Genomic DNA, 16,995 nt, shown 5'->3' with positions numbered 1-16,995 from the left:
GCGCTATGAACCGGATGTGGCGTCCTGTGTCCGCAGAGCCCCCAGCCCGGAGATCAGCGCATCAAGCCCCAGGCTGAAGGCGGTGTCGGCAGGCCGGCCACGCTCCCGGCCAGCTGCCGAACTGCGCACCGCGGCAGAGAAGTTGGGGGTGGAGCCGGCCATGGAGCCGGAATCGAAAATGTCCTCCGGAGCGGTGACGTCGTAAGCGGAGCCGAAGATGAAGGACTCCAGCGCCACGATGGCGGGGATGATGCGCTCCTGGGGGAAGCCGGCGTCGAGGAACCCCTTGCTCACGGTTTCGTACATGGCAAGGGTCTGCGGCGCGTCCGTCACGGGCAGGACGGCGATCACGGGAATCAGCGGTGTGTGCTCGGCGAAGACATCCCGGTAACTCCACGCCCAGGTCCGGACGGCGTCCTCCCAGCTCCCGCCGCCGAAACCCGTAACGTCCACCAGGGACATCAGGTGGTCCTCCACCAGCAGCAGGACGTCCTGCTTTGATGCCACATGGTTGTAGAGGGCGGAGGGAGCGACGTCCAGCACCTTTGCCAGGGCGGCCATGGTCAGCCCGTCATATCCCTTGCGGCTGATCAGTTCCAGCGCGGCTTCGGTAATTCCGGACTTGGCCAGCACGGCCGCAGACGGCCTGCCTGCCCGCCTCCTTTGTGCTCCGCCGTTGCTGGTGGAGCGTCCCTGTGCGGCTGATACTGCCGGCATTGCTGCCCTTTCGTCGATGTCCCCTGCATTATTCCACCCGGCACTTCCCCTCCCGGCAGGCACCCGCTATAGTTCTCATAAATGAATGGCATTCATTTAGTGGTCCCCGTCACTAAGGGGCCCAGAGAGGACATCATGCTGAACCTGAACCGCGACGTCGTGGTCGTCGGAGCCGGGCCGTCCGGACTCACCGCCGCCCGCGAACTGAAAAAGGCCGGCCTCACGGTCGCCGTGCTCGAGGCCCGTGACCGCGTGGGCGGCCGCACCTGGACCGACACGGTGGACGGTGCCATGCTCGAAATCGGCGGCCAGTGGGTTTCCCCGGACCAGACCGTACTCCTGGACCTGCTCCAGGAGCTGAATCTGGAAACGTACCCGCGCTACCGCGAAGGGGAGTCCATCTACATCGGCGCGGACGGCGCACCCGTGCGCTATACGGGTGACACGTTCCCGGTGGATCCGGACACCGCCGTCGAAATGGACCGCCTGGTTGCCCTGCTGGACGGCCTTGCGGCGGAAATCGGCCCCACAGAGCCCTGGGCGCATCCCAAGGCGCGTGAACTGGACACCATTTCCTTCCATCACTGGCTCCGGCAGAACTCGGGCAACGAGGAAGCGTGCAAGAACATTGGCCTCTTTATCGCCGGCGGCATGCTGACCAAGCCGGCCCACGCCTTCTCTGCCCTGCAGGCCGTCCTGATGGCAGCCTCCGCAGGTTCGTTCACCCACCTGACGGACGAGGATTTCATCCTGGACCGCCGCGTGGTGGGCGGAATGCAGCAGGTCTCGCTGCTGCAGGCGCAGCAGCTGGGTGACGACGTAATCCTTAACTCCCCGGTGCGCACCGTCAACTGGGAGCCGGATTCCGACGGCGGCCACCGGGTCACCGTTGAATCCGACCGGGCCACGGTCAACGCCCGGTTTGTGATCATGGCCGTACCGCCGAACCTCTACTCCCGCGTCTCCTTCAACCCGCCGCTGCCGCGCCGCCAGCACCAGATGCACCAGCACCAGTCCCTGGGCCTGGTGATCAAGGTGCACGCCGTCTACAGCACGCCCTTCTGGCGGGACAAGGGACTCTCCGGCACCTGCTTCGGGGCGGACGCCCTGGTCCAGGAGGTCTACGACAACACCAACCACGGCGATCCGCGCGGCACCCTGGTGGGCTTCGTGTCGGATGAGAAGGCGGACGCCGTCTTCGAACTCAGCGCCGAAGAGCGCCGGAAGGCCATCCTGAAATCGATCGCCGGCTACCTTGGCGACGAGGCCCTGGCGCCGGAGGTCTACTACGAGTCCGACTGGGGCTCGGAGGAGTGGACCCGCGGCGCCTACGCCGCCAGCTACGACCTGGGCGGACTGCACCGTTACGGCAAGGACCAGCATGCACCCGTGGGCCCCATCTACTGGTCATCGTCCGACCTTGCTGCCGAGGGCTACCAGCACGTGGACGGCGCGGTCCGCATGGGCCGGATTACCGCTGCACGCATCGCCGATGTGGCAAAGGTGCCGGTGGCCGCCGGCTGGTAAATAAGCATGCTTACTAATAGGCTGGCGGCGGGGAGCGTCCCCGACTTTCGACGAACGAGGTGAGGCATGACTGACGCCCAGAGCATCAGCAAGGTTACTGAGATCATCAACGATTCCAGGATCGGGATGGTCACCACCATCAACGAAGAAGGCGCCCTCGTCAGCCGGCCGCTGGCCGTCCAGGAGGTAAAGGACGACGGCGACATGTGGTTCTTCACCGGCCTTGGCACTTCCCAGGTTGCGCATGTCCGGGCTGATCCGCGCGTGAACGTCGCCTTTGGCAGGAAGACCGAATGGGTTTCCGTGGCCGGGACCGCCGAAGTGGTCACAGACCGGGCAAAAATCCGTGAACTGTGGAACCAGGCGGTTGAAGCCTGGTTCCCTGATGGCCCGGATACCCCCGAGGTGTGCCTGCTGCGCGTCGATTCGGATTCTGCCGAGTACTGGACCAGCCCCGGCGGCACGGCCGCCACGGTGCTGCAGTGGGTGAAGGCAAAGGTCACCAACAGCCGGATGAGTGTCGGTGAAAGCGGCACCGTGGAGCTGTAGTTCCCGGGAGCGCCGGGTAAGCGAACGGGGCGGAGCGGCTAGGGCTGCTCCGCCCCTTTCAGTGCCTGCAAGACCGCCGGAAACAGTACGCCGTTCCTTCCCCAGACCGGATCCAGGATTTCCACGTACCAGGAGTCGGCCAGGAGCAGGGCCAGGGCATCATTGGTTTCCTCTGCCCAGTCCCGGATCTGTTCCTCCTCAACGGGGTTCTCGCTGGAGCCGAGCACGGTGGTGACTTCCGATCCGGCAAGGGTTACCGGGATGGCTGCACTGCTTGCCTCGCCCGGTGCATGTGCCACGGTCACCAGTTCGGTGCGGGTGGACAGCGCCAGCAGTTCACCGGCGGTGGCGGCGCTGCAGAATCCGGTGACGTACTCCCGTTGGGCCGCGGCCCCGTTACGGATGCCGGGCTGGGATTCCTTGGTGAACAACCCGTGACGGTTCAGCTCTGCCAAGTCTGTGGCGATGGGTTTGGTCTCGTCGTCGGAGCCCGGCGCAAAGTGTCCAGGCTGGTAAGAACTCCCGCCCTCCAGCCACCGGGCAGTCAGTTCGCCGGCCGCTTCCAGTGTGGTGGCCTGCCGCCAGACTCCGCGGTCCTCCAGCAGGCGGCCATACTGATCGTGGACAGGCAGTTCCTCAGGCTTCATCCTGGGATGCTACCGCCGGGCTCTCCGCTGATCCACCGCCGGCGACACAGCAGTTAACCTCAGGTGGCCTGCTCCGCAGGCAGCGCCGCCGGGATTCCCGCCGCCCGTTCCGCCGCTGCCAACGACGCAGCCAGCCTTCCGACGGCGTCCGGGTAACCCTTGTGCGCGGCCGTCCGCAACTGGTCCGCCGTCCGCATCGCCTTGATCAGTGCCGACGTTTCGGGCAGCCGCACGTCAGTCAGTGCCGGGTAGTCGATGCTGTACGCCGGATCAAGTTCGTAGCGCCGCCACCGGACCATGAGCTCGTCGTGATGCGCGCTGGCGGCCTGGTGGGCCGAACGCTGCCGCCGCCCTTCCCGGCGGGCGGTGCGCCAGGCCAGGAACCGGGGGCTGCCACGGTAGGCGGCGATGCCGGCAGCGGCAGCTGCCCCTGTCAACAGCAGTCCAGCCCACGGCGAGACCAGGGCGGGGATAATCAACGCGGGAAGGGCGACACAGGCACCCAGGAACAGGTCCCAAAACAGTTGGTCCGGAGCCTCCGCTGCGCGTCCGGCCAGTGCGTTGCCGGCTGGTGCGCTGCCTCCGGAAGCCAAAGCCCGGCGTCGGACAACAAAGACCGTGGCGGCCACGCTGGCCACCAGCACGGGACCGCACAGCAGGGCCGCCCACGCACCATGAAGCAGTCCCTGCATCAGAGACTCCGCCACAACTGACATCCTGCACCTCCAGCGCCCAGCCCCCGGGCCGGATGAGGCCGGGCTGGTCCCTCCATTGCACCGTCTCCCGGGCGCAGCGTCAATGGCGGAGAAGGCGTGCCACAACCTCCCGGAGCAGCCGGAATAACCGGAGCGGCCAGAATAAAAGGACATGGGGATGCCTTCACCTGAGTTACAAAGGTGCCATCCGCAGGCCAAGGAGGAAGGCAATGGTCAGGATCGCCGTGGTTGTCGGCAGCACGCGGCCGGGGCGGCGCAGTAGGCAGGTAGCCGAGCGGGTCCTCAAGCACGCACAGGAGCACGGCGGCGAGTTCGGGATGCTGGACGTTGCCGATTTCGCCCTGCCCTTGCTTGATGAGCCGTTGCCGCCCTCTTTGGGCAAGTACCAGCAGGACCACACGAAACGGTGGGCCGCGGCGGTAAAGGGGTTCGACGGGTTCACTTTTGTCACCGCCGAATACAACCATTCCGTTCCGGGCGCCCTCAAGAACGCGCTGGATTACGGCTACGCGGAGTGGCCGTTCGCCGCGGATTTCCAGGAATACACCACCTTCACACCGTCAGAAGGGGCGGAAGAGGCGCTGCAGCCGCTGCTTGATCAGGTCATTTCCTGGTCCAAGGCACTGCAAACCGTCAGGAGCTGAGCGGTACGGTGAAGGCATGCGACTCAAAATGTGCAGCATCCACGTCCAGGACCCCGCCGCCGCCCATGCCTTCTATACGGGAACGCTCGGCTTTGACACGCTCATGGCCATGCCGGAGTACAACCTCTACATCATCAAAGACCCGGGAGCGGACGACAGTTCAGTAGGACTCCTCCTCGAGCCCAGCGACAACCCAATCGGCGCGAACTACATGAACGCCGTGCGCGAGGCGGGCCTACCCGCAATAGTCTTCGGGGTTCCCGATGTGCAGGCGGAATACGACAGGCTGGTGGCCGTCGGAGTCAGCTTCAAGACCCCGCCCACCACGGATCCGTTCGGGACCAGTGCAGTGTTCGACGACGGCTGCGGAAACTACATCCAGATCCACCAGGACTGAGGGCTAACGGGCCTGGGTGCGGTCCTTCTTCGCCTGCTTCTTCGCGGCCTCTTCCTTGACCCGCTGGGCCTCGGTGCGGACAGCCGCGTGGGTGGCACGTTCGGTGACCAGCCACTGCGGCGGAGCCTGCAGCAGCGCGGTGATTTCCGCCGTCGTCAGTGCTTCCTCCACGCCGCCGCGGCTTAGGCCGCTGATGGACACGTTCAGCTTCTGTGCCACCACGGGGCGGGGGTGCGGGCCGTTGCGGCGGAGCTCGGCGAGCCATTCCGGCGGGTTGGCCTGCAGTTCGGCGAACTCCTCGCGGGTGATGGTTGAATCCTGGAACTCCTGCGGCGTGGCCGGGAGGTAGATGCCAAGTTTCTTGGCAACGGTGGCCGGCTTCATGGACTGGGAGTTTGCAGAGGTCATGCTTCAAGGGTATCCGGGCGGCGGGTACTGTGAAGACGTGCCCTCCGACAATACCCCCTCGCCTGATGCCCAATCCGCCCCTGACGGGCCGGCCGACCAGGCGGCACCCCGGGTGCTGCGCATCGCATACGTGGCCGGCGTGACGCCGGGCAAATGGATCCGCCGCTGGGAAGAGCGGATGCCGCATATTCCCCTTGAGGCATTCATGGTCGACGACGGCGCGCAGCTTGGGAAGCTGCGGGACGGCGCGGCGGACATGGGTTTTGTCCGCCTTCCCATCGAGCGGGAAGGGCTCAGCGTCATACCGCTCTACGAGGAACAGCCGGTGGTAGTGGCGCCGAAGGGGCACGAGATTTCAGTGTTCGAGGAAGTGGCCCTGGCCGACCTGGCGCAGGAGTCATTCCTCGATGTTGCTGCCCTGGGCGGACCGGAGGCCGCGCTCCAGGTGGTTGCCGCCGGCGCCGGCCTGGTGGTCCTCCCCATGTCGGTGGCCCGCCACTTCAACGTCAAGGACACGGTGGCGCGCAGGCTCACCGGCGCGGACGGAACTGAGATCGCGCTGGCCTGGCCGACGGAGGCCACGGATGAGGTGCTGGAGGAGTTCATCGGCATCGTGCGCGGACGCACTGCCCAAAGCTCACGCCAGCCCTCGGCCCAGCCGGTCAAGGTCAAGAAGGATCCGAAGCCGGACCGCCGCGGCACCGGCGCCAAAAAGGCGCCCAAGGTAGCCCAGAGATACGCCCCCAACCCGGACAAGGGCCGGGGGAAAGGGTCCCGAAAGAAGGGCAAGCGCTAGGCAGGAGTCCAGGCCCGGCAACGGCAAAGCCGGCCCGCGGGATGCGGAGCCGGCTTTGCTTTGGTACGTGGATGCCCACGCGGGTTACGTGTTTTGGACGTGGTCTTTGGCGTCGGTGGCGCGGTCTTTGACGTCGGTGGCGGCTTGTTGGCCTTCGAGTTTGACGTTTTGGGCGGCGTCGGTGGCGGTGGCCTTGACGTTTTCCATGGCTTCCTGGGCTGGTTCCTTGAGGTCCTGGGCCATGGTTTTGGCGGCGTCGGTGACCTGGGTTGCCAGGGGCTGGGCTGCGGTTTTGAGCTGGTCCGCGGCTTCGCGTTCCTTCTGGCTTGCCGGGATCAGGGAGGAGACCAGGAGTCCGGCGCCGAAGGCGATCAGGCCGGCGGCGAGGGGGTTGCCGGCGGTTTTGGCTTTGACCTGGTCCGGGGCGGCGGAGACGGCGTGGCCGGCGTCGCTGAGTTTGGTCGAGACGGTGTCGCCTGCCTGGTGGAGGCTGTCGCCGGCGGTGTGCATGGCGTTGGTGGTGTGCCCGGCGCCGGTGGCGGTGGTGTCGTGGACCCTGGTGGTGGCGTTGTCTGCGGCGCCCATGATTTTCTCCTTGACGCCGGTGACGGCGTCTTTGACCTTGTCGGTTTGGCGGTGGACGATGTTGGACGGGGTGACCTTGTCTGCCACGGCGTCCACGTTGGTGCCCAGGCGTGCCCGGGTGGCTTCTATGTCTGCGCGGATGACGTCAGGGTTTTCGCTCATCGGTTTACCTCACCTGGTTTTAGGGTTGGGGGAATTTCTGAGAGGGTTTCCCCGGTTTGGGGCAGGCCTTTGATCTGCTTGAGTTCCTTGCGGCCGATGGAGGCCAGGACGGCGGCGATGATGGCCCAGATGACGGCGACGATCAGTGCGGACCAGCCCAGGGGCATGATGGCGCCCAGGGCCCACATCAGGGCCAGGGAGAGGAAGAGCAGGACGAAGTGTCCGCCGACGCCGGCGCCGGCGAGCATGCCGGCGCCTTTCCCTGCGCGGGAGGTGGATTGTTTGAGTTCGGCCTTGGCCAGTTCCACTTCCTGGCGCATCAGGGTGGACAGGTCCCGGGTTACGTCGCCCAGCAGCTCGCCCGGGGACGCGTTGTCCGCTTTCACATGCGCCGCACTCGGCGGCATTTCCGGAATCTGGCTACTCATTACAGGCCACCCGTGCCGCGGCGGCCAGTCCCGGAGGTTCCCTCGGTGCCGAACGCCTCGTCACCGGTGTACACGCCGTTTTCGGCCCGGTAGGGGTCGTCGTCGAACCGGAGCGGGGTTTCCTCCGCGGTACCCGAGGGAAGCGTGCTGGTGGATACCGGGGTTGCGCCTGTGACGGTGGGCTCATTGAAGAGGTCATCGTTACCCGCGGCGTACACGGTCTCCTGCCGCAGCGGCGCTACCGGTGACTGCACTGCCGGGGGTGTCTGCGCCGCGCGGTGCTGGCCCGAAGCCTGGACCTGCCCCTGCGAGTCGGGGGCGCCTGCGGTGAGGCCGCGGGTGAGGCGTCCGGCAAGGACACCGGCGCCGGCGGCGAGGAGCAGGAACGTGCCGGGATTGTTGCGGGCGTACCGCTGGACCTCGTTCAGGAGGTCGCCGGGTTCCCGGTTCTCCAGCCAGGACGCGATGGAGGAGGTCCGCTCGGCTGCCTGCCGGACAAGGTCGCTGGCCATGCCCTGCTGGTCCGGGGCGCTGGCCATGCTGTGCAGCTGGCTGGAAATGTTGCGGATGCCCTCGGCGGCCTTCTGCTGCTGCGTGCCGGCCTGGGTGGTCAGGCCCGACTTGGCCTGGTGGAGCAGGTCCTGGGCATTGAGCTTGGCCTCATGGGCCACATTCGCGGCCTCGCCCTTGGCGGTCTCCGCTACATTCTGGGCGGCTGATGCGGCTTCACCAGCAACGTTGGAAGCCTCTTCCTTGGCTGCCTGCGACTTGGAGGAATCGGTTGAAACCCCCGTGTAGGAGTCATGCTGGGGCGCTGTTTCCGTTGCGCCGTACGGATTGGCAACACCGGGGGCGGCGGGGGTATGTGGTGTCTGGGGCCATTGGTTCTCTGTCATCATCGCTCTCTTTCAGAAAGGGTTAGCTGGCGAACAAGAACCAGCAGTGCTGGCAACTTAGTAAGCAAGGTTACTAATTAGATACTAAGCACACTTCCCATTTCGATTGCAAGGGGTAGTGGTGTTCAGCTTCCAATGGCTGCGCCTATGCAAGGGCGTGAAGGTGGGCGGTTAGTAAGCCTACTTGCGAATGTGTTGCTAAGCATGCTTATTGTAGGGGTGTAGCGACGCATGGTGACCAGCACTTTCGCCACCTACAGGAAGGCTGCGGCCGATGACCAGCAATCTCGATCCGGACGCCCGGAGCAGCTACCGCCTGATCACTCTGGCGGCACGGCTGATCCAGCGGCGGCAGGACGATGCACTGGCCCCCCTTGGCCTCACCCGTGCCGCTGTTATTGCATTGGAAGGCCTGATGGGGGGCCCACTGAACCAGGAACAGCTTGCCGACGCGATCAGGGTCCAAAGCCAGACGTTGGGCCGGGTCCTGACCCGGCTTGAATCCACAGGACTCATCACCAGGATGCGCCATGCCACAGACCGAAGGCAGCTGAAAGTGGAACTCACCGATGCCGGTGTTGCCGCCGTTGAAGCGGCGCGGGAGGCAGAGGTCAAGGCCTATCCTGACGATCCGGACATCGCATGGAAGGCACTCCGCGAGGAGCTGACAAAGTTTGTCCGCGCCGCACCGCTCAGCCACGACACCGGCGTGGTTCCGTTTGCCCCTCCCGAACACCGGGCCGCGCACGGTCACCGGCCGCAGGCCGGGCGTGCGGGCGGCCTGCGGGGATGGGACCAGCCCCGCCAGAATTGACGGGAAGTCTAAAAAGCAGTGGCCGGACCTTTCGGACCGGCCACTGTTTTGTCCAACCTTCGGCTTCCCGTTCCTCCTCCAGCAGTCCCCCTTGCACCAGGTGGGCTGCATAGGCTGATTACGACGACGGGACGCCCGGGCCCGGGGACCAGCGGAGCAGTGCCGCCACGTCCACGCCCTCCGGCAGGACAGGTCCAGGGACCAGGAGAACGCGGGCGTCAGTCAGGGCAGCTGCCCGCAACAGGGCGGCATGGGCCGGAACTTCGCCAAGTATTCCTGCCGCCAGGGCTTCCTCTTTGGCCGTGGCGATCCACGGTTCGGCATCCAAGGCCAGCATGGTCCGCCGGGACAGGGCGGCGTCATCAAGGATCAGGACCTCAACCTGTCCCTGCTGGAGCGCGTGGACCACAGCTCCCGCCCCGTGGGCCGCTTCCGGATTTGCCTGGCCCTCCTGGACTGCCAGCCTGTCCATGACCGCCTGCTGTTCTTCAGCCCAGACCTCCGCCACCCGCTGGCTGACCTGGTCCTCCAGGTTGGCGCTGTCCGCCCCGGCAGTGTGCGTGTGGGAACCGACCTCCGACAACAGTGCCCTGCCGGCCTCGGAGAGGTTTTCCCTGACCAGCCCGCGGGCGCGGATATCGCCGGCGAGAACAATCAGCCGGGCGCCGCCCGCACTGGCCACCCTGTCTATTTCGCCCGCCACTTCGTCGGCGTTCCGGCGCCACACGTCCTCGGTGTGGTGCTGGAACCGCAGCTCCGACCAGCCGCCGCCATGGAATTTGTGAATGTGTTCGGACTCGCCCTCCACCTCCCGGACGCTGGCAGGGGCACCCGCCCCGGGAGCACCTCGTTGAGTTCGGCTTTCCCGCCGTGGACCAGCACGAACCTGGACACGGGGGAGGGCATCCCCGTTGCGGGCGTGAGGGCCTGTTCCATGGCGTCGATGTCAGCGGACGTTGCTCCCTGGGCCTCGAGCTGGGCGCGGGTGTTTCCGGCCCGGACGTCGCCGGCTTCCAGGCCGTCCACTGTTCCGGTTCCGGCATCCACGTAGGCTGTGCACCAGGGGCCGGGCAGGCGGTACAGGTCCGCGTATGCCTTCAGGCTGGAACCGTGGGTGGTATTGCCGCGTTCTGCCATGACGATCTCCTTCGCGCGTGACGTGGTGTCACAGGCTTATTGGTTCGTCACTTCACGCTAGCACCGGGGAAGAGGCGGCTGAAGGGTCTTCCGGCCCCCCGACAGTCAGCCCGTCCGTCAGGCCTGGCAGGCGTCCTTCAAGGCCCGGACTGAGTCTGCCGGCACCTGGTCTCCGGCTTCGGCGATCTGGCCCAACGGCGTCGTAATTTCCGCCGGTACCCCTGCCGTGCGTGCCGCCGAGACGAGCCCGGCCAGCGCCTGTCGGTCCTCCACGCTGACCAGGCCGTCCTGCACCACCGCGCAGATTTGCCGGTTGACTTCCTGTGCGGCGGCGGAGGCAACTTTGGATGCGGCATCGCTGGCGGCATTGCCCGCAGCCTCCTCCACCCCGCCACATCCGGTCAGCAGCAACAGGGCGGTGGACAGGGAGGCGGCAGTAACGACGGCGGCGCGGAAGGTCATGCCTCAAGCGTACCGGCGGTGCCTACCGGCGGGCCGGGACGCCGAGGATGCTGTCCAGGAGTCCGTTCCGGAACTTGCCCTCCGGGTCGTGCCCGGCGGCAAAGGAACGGAAGTCGGCGAAGCGCGGGTACAGCTTTTCCCAGTCATGGGCGTCCGCGGTGAACAGTTTGCCCCAGTGCGGGCGCGCCCCGAAGGGCCGGAGGGCGTCTTCCAGGAGTGGGAGGAAGGCTTCCACCTCCGGCTGCAGCGGTTTCCAGGTGAAGTGCAGGGCAACGCTCTGCTGACGGTAGAAAGGGCTGAGCCAGAACTCGTCGGCGGCTCCGGTGCGGATCTCCGAGACGAAGAGCAGGGGTGCAAGTTGGCCGGCCAGCCCGCGGACTGCCTGGAGGGCGGCGGGGGCGTGCTCCAGGGGAAGGATGAATTCGCTTTGCAGTTCGTCCCCGTTGCTGGGAGTGAACTCGTGCCGGAAGTGCGGCAGCCGGTCCAGCCAAGGCCCGGGTTCGTCCAGCTGTGCAGTGCAATTCTCGGCGGACATGTCCGGCAGCGGGTGCCGGGGACGGAGGGCGGCGGTGGCACCAAACAGGTTGGCGGGTGGTTGCTCCCCGTCGAGTGCTTTGAGCCAGACCTGGTTGATCCGGTCGCCGGCGTAGTCCGTAAACAGGCTCACGCTGTAGGCGCTGGAGACGATGGCGGTGAAATCCGACAGGGCGTTGTCCCAGGGAAGGTCCTCCAGGACACGCTGGCGCACTGTGAAGCTGGGACGTACCGCCAGTTCCAGTCCGGTGACGATGCCCAGGGCGCCGATGCCCACCACGCTGGCAAGGAACTCATCGCCGTCCGCCCGGGTAAGTGTCACCTGCTCGCCCGAGGCCCGCACCAGGTCGATGGATTCCACGGCGCCGGCGAGGGACGGGTTGTCCACCCCGGATCCGTGCGTGCCGGTCTGGACCGCACCGGCTACCGAAATGTGCGGCAGCGAGGCCAGGTTGTGGATGGCAACCCCGGACTCCTCCAAGGTCCGGCACAGTGCCCCGTAGCTCACCCCGCCGCTGACCCGCACGGTTCCCCGCCCGGCATCCAGTTCCACCTGCTGCGGCAGGGCATCGAGGAGGATGTGGACGCCGACAGTGTCGCCCACCCGGTTAAAGGAGTGCCGGGAGCCCAGGGCCTTGACCCGCGGCGAGTCCGCCACGATGTCCGCCAGCTCCGCTACGGATTCCGGCCGCCGCACGTCCGCGGAGGAGTATTCGAGGTTTCCTGCCCAGTTCTTCATCGGGTGGCTTTCGTTTGACATCGGTTTCCTCCAACTGTCAGCGCTAACAATCTTCGCTGTCAAGGCGCTTCCACGGGACGGGCGGGGGCCGCAGGAGTGGCAGCATGCCAGTGCCCGGGCTGCTCAAGCCCGGCGGGGAGGAGGGTGGAAGCGCTGCCGTGGGCCGCGGTGATTTGCGCCTGGGTGAGGAAGAGCGCCCCGGTGAGGTCGGCGTCGTCGAGCTTTGCATCCCGCAGGTCGGCACCAAGGAGGTCCGCTGCCGTCAGGTCGGCGCCCCGGAGGTCCGCGGCGATCAGGCAGGCACCGCGAAGGTCCGCAGCGCACAGCGGCAGGCCGCGCAGGTTTGCTCCCGCGAGGTCGGCGCCCGGCGCCAGGCGGACCAGGCGCGGATCGTCGCCGGAGGGGCCGGCGCCGAAGTAGCCCGCGCGGACCTCCTCACTGACCTCACGGAGTGCGCTGCCCACCTGGAGGTGCAGGGATGCGATGTCGGCTGCGAGGACCTCCTCAAGGGCGCCCGATGCAACTGCCCTGACCTTCGCCTGCAAGCGGCGGACATCCTCCGCGGTATCCGGGCCATAGGCTTTCGCCCCAGCCTGGGCCAGGAGCCACAGCATTTCGTGCAATTGGCGCAGGACTTTAAAGGCGGCGAACATGTCCGGCGCCGATTCCGGGTCTTCCCGCCAGCTGATGCCCCTGAACAGCCGCTGGCTGACTGCCTGGCCTGCGCCGAAGCAGTCGAAAACCGTGCAGCCCGCAAACCCGCGGGGCCGGAGCCGGTCATGGATGGTGCAGGAGAAGTCCGGCGCCAGGTTGGGGCATGGCGTGGCGGGCGGTTTGTCGATGGCGAAGTCGGCCGAGCGGGTAAACCCGAAAGCCGTGCAGCACAGGGCAAAGCACTGCGAACAGTCAGGCCGGAGGGTGGCCGGGCCGGTGGGGGTGGCGGCGGAAGGAGGGTTGGTGGGTTTCATGATTGCTCCCGAGGGTGGTTCCGATAGGGGCGCGGGACGGAGGGGAACCCATGGTGGGGTTCCCCTCCGTGGCACGCGGAATCACCGTTCCTGCCGGGAATGACGGGAACTGCGGACGGCTGGACATCATAGGCAATGAAGGAGAATCACTGCGTCCAGAATATCCGCATCGGGCGGGAATGGTCAGTCGCTGTTCGTGTTTACCGTGCCCTTTCCTGAGGCTTTTCCTGTGGGCGTGGTGCGCGGCGGTGGAACGCGGCGGCTCCCGGTGGCTTCGAAGGCCGCGGCCAGCCGCAGCACGTGGGTGTCACTGTAGGCGCGGCCGGCGATGGTGAGGCCAACGGGCATCGCGATATCCGCAGCGATGCCCATCGGAACCGTGACAGTGGGGATGCCGAGGTGGCGGGGTACCAGGTTTCCATTGGCCACCCAGACGCCATTGCGCCAGGCGATGTCCGCCGAGCGTTCATTGGTATCCGCGTCGGCAGGTGCCACGTCGGCCGCCGCCGGGAACACCACGGCATCCAGTCCCAGCCGGTCCATCCATTCCTCCAGGTCCACCCGGCGGGTTTCCTCAAGTCCCGCCAGGCCTTCGGGCAGGTGCGGAATGTCGGCCAGGACGGGAACCCCGTTGTCGCGGATCCAGGAAGGATAGTCGGCGATGTCGTCGTCGAACCCGTCGTAGCGGTCCGGCAGCGCGCCCTGGGGGGCGGGGAAGATCGCGGAACCGTCGACGTCGGCAAGGCGGTTCAGCCGCGGGTCGCCGTTGGCGTCGAGGAAGTCATGCCACGCCCAGGCCGACAGGTCCACGATCTCCCGCCGCAGATACTCCGGCGACACCAGTCCGCGGGTGGCGATGGTGGGCGAACCGGGCCGGTCGCCCTCATAGTTGGACACCACGGGGAAGTCCACTTCCACCAGTTCCGCGCCCGCGGCTTCCAGAGCACGCCGCGCCGCGTTCCAGAGGTCCAGGATGGACCCGCGCGTCTCGATCCGTTGCCCCGTGGGACCGCCGATGCCAGGTGCTTCGGCCGTACCGGCGGCGGGATCGGCATTGATGTACATCCGGGGGATGCCAAGCCTTTGTCCCGCAAGCACGCCCGCGGCCGCCGAAGCGTCCCGGACCGCGAGGCCAACGTACGACGGCGGGCGGACGGCGGATGCCTTGGGCAGCGGGATCCACGGCTGGACGCGCCAGAAATCCCCGCGGGCCTCGGCGTCATCCGCCACCACCACATCCAGGACCTCCAGCAGGTCCGCCATGGTGCGGGTGTGCGGCACCACCACGTCCATGGTGGGTACCAGGGGCCAGTTGCCACGTACGGAGATGATGCCGCGCGAGGGTGTGTAGGCGCACAGGGCATTGTTCGACGCCGGTGCCCGCCCCGAGGACCAGGTTTCCTCGGCGAGGCCGAATGCCGCGAAGCTGGCGGCCGTGGCGGTACCGGAGCCGTTGGATGATCCGGAGGCGAAGGCGGCGGTGAGGTATTCCGCGTTGTAGGGGCTCTCTGCCCGGCCATATACGCCGCGCTGCATACCTCCGTTGGCCATGGGCGGCATGTTGGTGAGCCCGATCAGGACCGCCCCGCCTGCCCGCAGCCGTTCGATGGTGAAGGCATCCCGCTGTGCCACCAGGTCCTTGAAGGCCGGTGAGCCCGCGGCTACGGTAAGCCCCTTTACCTGGTAGCTGTCCTTAGCCGTGTAGGGGATACCGTCGAGGGGTCCCAGGGTGAAGCCGGCAGCGCGGCGCCGGTCTGACGCCTGTGCTTCGGCAACTGCATCCGGGTTCATCACGACGAGCGCGTTGAGGCGTATGCCGTGCGAATCATACTTCTCGATGCGGTCAAGGTAGAGACGGACCAGTTCCTCGCTGGTGACCTGGCCGGAGTCGAGGGCGGCGCGCAGCTGTGCGATGCCGGCCTCCACGACGTCGAACGTCTGCCCCACCGGCAGCGGAACCTGCGTTTCGGCGAGCTTCACAGTGTGCCTCCATCCTTGGCAGCCGGCTGCTGCTGCGTGATGCAGTGGATGCCGCCGCCGAAAGCGAAGATGTCCCTGGCATCCACCAGTTCCACGGTCCTGCCCGGATACGCGCGTTCCAGGATCCCCGCGGCGATGGTGTCGTTGGGATCGTCAAAGCTGCACAGCACCACCACGTCGTTGCCGACGTAGTGGTTGATGTAGGACCAATCCACCCAGCCATCAGCATCGCGCAACACCGTGGGTGCCGGGACGTCGATAATGCGCAGCGGCCGGCCCTTGGCATCCAGCTGGCCCGCGAGGACGGCCTTCAGCTGCAGGTAGACGGCATGGTCGGGGTGGGCGGGATCGTCCTGGCGGTGCAGCAGGATGGTGCCGGCGCCGGCGAAGGCTGCCACGATGTCCACGTGTCCCCGGGTGCCGAATTCGTCGTAATCCCGGGTCAGTCCGCGTGGAAGCCAGATTGCTTTGGTGGTGCCCAGGGCGGCGTGGACTTCTGCTTCAACCGATTCCTTGGTGGCGCCGGGATTGCGGCGGGGATCCAATTGGACCGTTTCGGTGAGCAGGACGGTCCCTTCGCCGTCCACATGGAACCCGCCGCCCTCATTCACCAAGGGGCTCGGCCAGACGGGAACTCCGGTGCCTATTGCAACAGTCCGGGCAACGTCCTGGTCCTTGGCCCACGCCGCCCACTCCTGGGCCCCCCATCCATTGAAGATCCAGTCGACGGCTGCCAGTGCGCCGTTGGGCTGGTGCACGAACGTGGGGCCGCTGTCCCGCAGCCAGGCGTCATCGAGCGGGACCTCCACGACGTCGATGCCGCTGCCGAGCCATTCCCGTGCGGCCGTGGCGTCCCTGGGGTCAGCCACCACCGTCACGGGCTCGTGCCGGGCGATTGTCTGGGCCACCGTGGTCCAGGCGGCCCGGGCCCGGTCAAGGGTGGGGCTGCCGATGGGGCCGAAGGTGTCGTTGGGTGGTGGAAACGCCATCCATGTGCGCTGGTGGGCCTCCCACTCTGCGGGCATGTGGCCTGCGGCGCCGGTGGATACGTGGTCAGGGGCGGCGCTGTCCCGGACTGCGGTCGAATAAATGAATGCCATTCATTTATTATGGGGACCGTACTGGCAGCGCGCAAGAGTATTTCGTTTCAGTCCCTGCCTGTCCGGTCCACCGCCGACAGGATGGCCTGGGCCAGTTGGTCCGGTTTGGTGAACTGCGGCCAGTGCCCGGTGGGCAGGTCGATGAATTCCACGTCCCGCACCTTGGCCAGCTCCGCCACGAAGGGATGGTTTGCCGCGATCCACTCCCGGAGCATGGCCGAGGGGAACCCGCACGAGATGACGGTGGCGGGAACGTCGTAGCGGCGCCCGTCATGCAGGCGCTGCCTGCCGTACGCCACGCCGCGGGGTTCGGGAACGGCGCGGGCGCGGAATGACCGGCGCAGCCGGTCGTTGAGGTCCACCAGTTCGGCGTCGTCAAAACTCTGCCAGGGCGGCAGCGGGACATCGTCCCCGTGGGCAGGCAACTGGTCGTTGATGACGCTGCCGTCAGCCAGCGGCCCGCTGTCCACGTAGATGGCGCGTTCCACCCTGTCCGGCCGCGCATCCACTACCCCGTGAATGATTGCCCCGCCGCCGGAGTGGCCCACCAGGACCACCCTGCCCGGCAGCCCGTCCAGGACCTCCACCACCGCATTGATATGGTCCTGCAGGCTGATGCCTGCGCGGCTGGCATCCACCGAGTCCTTGCCGGGAAGCGTGAGGGGATGGGGGCGGTGCCCGGCTGCTTCCAGGGCAGGTGTTACCCCCTCCCATGACGAGGCGTCCAACCAGAAACCGGGTACCAGGATGATGTCCATGACCGAACCCTACTCCCCACCCATGACACGG

Annotated in this window: 21 protein-coding genes; 6 read left to right on the top strand and 15 right to left on the bottom strand. The window is 66.8% G+C overall.

Translation table 11 applies throughout. The features are described 5' to 3' along the window. Positions 1 to 3 precede the first annotated feature (3 nt). A complete protein-coding gene (locus ACV095_RS20575; RefSeq protein WP_026265867.1) occupies positions 4 to 717 on the bottom strand; it encodes a TetR/AcrR family transcriptional regulator in 714 nt (237 codons plus the stop codon). A gap of 135 nt (positions 718 to 852) precedes the next feature. Here ACV095_RS20575 and ACV095_RS20570 point away from each other — a divergent pair, with 135 nt between their 5' ends. Both ACV095_RS20570 and ACV095_RS20565 read left to right on the top strand, forming a co-directional pair. After that, a complete protein-coding gene (locus ACV095_RS20570) occupies positions 853 to 2,244 on the top strand; it encodes a flavin monoamine oxidase family protein (protein WP_478222619.1) in 1,392 nt (463 codons plus the stop codon). 66 nt (positions 2,245 to 2,310) lie between these two features. Beyond that, positions 2,311 to 2,793 carry a pyridoxamine 5'-phosphate oxidase family protein gene (locus ACV095_RS20565; protein ID WP_018769908.1) on the top strand — a complete coding sequence of 161 codons (483 nt, stop codon included), beginning with the start codon at positions 2,311 to 2,313 and terminating at the stop codon, positions 2,791 to 2,793. A gap of 38 nt (positions 2,794 to 2,831) precedes the next feature. Here ACV095_RS20565 and ACV095_RS20560 read toward each other — a convergent pair whose 3' ends face one another. After that, a complete protein-coding gene (locus ACV095_RS20560) occupies positions 2,832 to 3,440 on the bottom strand; it encodes a DUF6919 domain-containing protein (RefSeq protein WP_018769909.1) in 609 nt (202 codons plus the stop codon). Between the two features lie 59 nt (positions 3,441 to 3,499). Beyond that, positions 3,500 to 4,156 (bottom strand): hypothetical protein, encoded by a 657-nt coding sequence (locus ACV095_RS20555; RefSeq protein WP_478222618.1) that lies wholly within the window; start codon positions 4,154 to 4,156, stop codon positions 3,500 to 3,502. Between the two features lie 209 nt (positions 4,157 to 4,365). On the opposite strand from ACV095_RS20555, the gene ACV095_RS20550 reads away from it, so the two are divergent. Together ACV095_RS20550 and ACV095_RS20545 are read left to right on the top strand one after the other, a co-directional pair. Then, positions 4,366 to 4,800 carry an NADPH-dependent FMN reductase gene (locus ACV095_RS20550; RefSeq protein ID WP_478222617.1) on the top strand — a complete coding sequence of 145 codons (435 nt, stop codon included), beginning with the start codon at positions 4,366 to 4,368 and terminating at the stop codon, positions 4,798 to 4,800. A 16-nt stretch (positions 4,801 to 4,816) separates the two neighbouring features. Then, positions 4,817 to 5,197 carry a VOC family protein gene (locus tag ACV095_RS20545; RefSeq protein WP_478222616.1) on the top strand — a complete coding sequence of 127 codons (381 nt, stop codon included), beginning with the start codon at positions 4,817 to 4,819 and terminating at the stop codon, positions 5,195 to 5,197. A gap of 3 nt (positions 5,198 to 5,200) precedes the next feature. Here ACV095_RS20545 and ACV095_RS20540 read toward each other — a convergent pair whose 3' ends face one another. Then, the gene (locus ACV095_RS20540) at positions 5,201 to 5,605 is read right to left on the bottom strand and encodes a DUF5997 family protein (RefSeq protein ID WP_268002251.1); all 405 of its coding nucleotides are present in this window, start codon (positions 5,603 to 5,605) and stop codon (positions 5,201 to 5,203) included. Between ACV095_RS20540 and ACV095_RS20535 the strand changes: the two genes are divergently transcribed. Then, a complete protein-coding gene (locus ACV095_RS20535) occupies positions 5,568 to 6,401 on the top strand; it encodes a LysR family substrate-binding domain-containing protein (RefSeq protein ID WP_018769914.1) in 834 nt (277 codons plus the stop codon). The genes ACV095_RS20540 and ACV095_RS20535 overlap by 38 nt on opposite strands. 84 nt (positions 6,402 to 6,485) lie before the next feature. Here ACV095_RS20535 and ACV095_RS20530 read toward each other — a convergent pair whose 3' ends face one another. The 3 genes from ACV095_RS20530 to ACV095_RS20520 are packed head-to-tail and all read right to left on the bottom strand — an operon-like array spanning position 6,486 to position 8,472. After that, on the bottom strand, positions 6,486 to 7,148 hold the full coding sequence (locus tag ACV095_RS20530; RefSeq protein ID WP_134164841.1) for a DUF3618 domain-containing protein: 663 nt from the start codon (positions 7,146 to 7,148) through the stop codon (positions 6,486 to 6,488). After that, on the bottom strand, positions 7,145 to 7,576 hold the full coding sequence (locus ACV095_RS20525; protein WP_478222615.1) for a phage holin family protein: 432 nt from the start codon (positions 7,574 to 7,576) through the stop codon (positions 7,145 to 7,147). Before ACV095_RS20525 ends, ACV095_RS20530 begins: the two co-directional genes overlap by 4 nt. Beyond that, entirely contained in the window at positions 7,576 to 8,472 is an 897-nt protein-coding gene (locus ACV095_RS20520; RefSeq protein WP_478223490.1) for a hypothetical protein, read from the bottom strand. The genes ACV095_RS20525 and ACV095_RS20520 overlap by 1 nt, the downstream gene beginning before the upstream one ends. A gap of 274 nt (positions 8,473 to 8,746) precedes the next feature. Between ACV095_RS20520 and ACV095_RS20515 the strand changes: the two genes are divergently transcribed. Beyond that, positions 8,747 to 9,286, top strand: a complete 540-nt coding sequence (locus tag ACV095_RS20515) for a MarR family winged helix-turn-helix transcriptional regulator (protein ID WP_018770406.1) — start codon at positions 8,747 to 8,749, stop codon at positions 9,284 to 9,286. 118 nt (positions 9,287 to 9,404) lie between these two features. Here the strand turns inward: ACV095_RS20515 and ACV095_RS20510 are convergent, their stop codons facing one another. From ACV095_RS20510 to ACV095_RS20475, 8 genes are all read right to left on the bottom strand, one after another. Then, entirely contained in the window at positions 9,405 to 10,073 is a 669-nt protein-coding gene (locus ACV095_RS20510; RefSeq protein ID WP_478223489.1) for a baeRF2 domain-containing protein, read from the bottom strand. After that, positions 9,974 to 10,423 (bottom strand): hypothetical protein, encoded by a 450-nt coding sequence (locus tag ACV095_RS20505; RefSeq protein ID WP_478222614.1) that lies wholly within the window; start codon positions 10,421 to 10,423, stop codon positions 9,974 to 9,976. The genes ACV095_RS20510 and ACV095_RS20505 overlap by 100 nt, the downstream gene beginning before the upstream one ends. Positions 10,424 to 10,540: 117 nt before the next feature. Beyond that, positions 10,541 to 10,885 carry a hypothetical protein gene (locus ACV095_RS20500; RefSeq protein WP_018770404.1) on the bottom strand — a complete coding sequence of 115 codons (345 nt, stop codon included), beginning with the start codon at positions 10,883 to 10,885 and terminating at the stop codon, positions 10,541 to 10,543. 22 nt (positions 10,886 to 10,907) lie between these two features. Further along, positions 10,908 to 12,158, bottom strand: coding sequence for a D-arabinono-1,4-lactone oxidase (locus ACV095_RS20495; protein ID WP_478223488.1), 1,251 nt, complete (start codon positions 12,156 to 12,158; stop codon positions 10,908 to 10,910). A gap of 59 nt (positions 12,159 to 12,217) precedes the next feature. After that, positions 12,218 to 13,126 (bottom strand): pentapeptide repeat-containing protein, encoded by a 909-nt coding sequence (locus ACV095_RS20490; RefSeq protein WP_478222613.1) that lies wholly within the window; start codon positions 13,124 to 13,126, stop codon positions 12,218 to 12,220. 183 nt (positions 13,127 to 13,309) lie between these two features. Further along, complete coding sequence (locus ACV095_RS20485) at positions 13,310 to 15,106, bottom strand: amidase (protein WP_208324265.1); 1,797 nt, start codon at positions 15,104 to 15,106, stop codon at positions 13,310 to 13,312. After that, positions 15,103 to 16,206: an agmatine deiminase family protein gene (locus tag ACV095_RS20480; protein ID WP_056389620.1), complete on the bottom strand. Its 1,104-nt coding sequence runs from the start codon at positions 16,204 to 16,206 to the stop codon at positions 15,103 to 15,105. The genes ACV095_RS20485 and ACV095_RS20480 overlap by 4 nt, the downstream gene beginning before the upstream one ends. Before the next feature lie 47 nt (positions 16,207 to 16,253). Next, positions 16,254 to 16,964, bottom strand: a complete 711-nt coding sequence (locus ACV095_RS20475; RefSeq protein ID WP_134164838.1) for an alpha/beta fold hydrolase — start codon at positions 16,962 to 16,964, stop codon at positions 16,254 to 16,256. Between the last annotated feature and the right edge of the window lie 31 nt (positions 16,965 to 16,995).

This window comes from Arthrobacter sp. JDC6 (assembly GCF_056484025.1).
The sequence above is the reverse complement of the archived record's forward strand: the minus strand, read 5'-3'. Positions and strand labels throughout refer to the sequence as shown.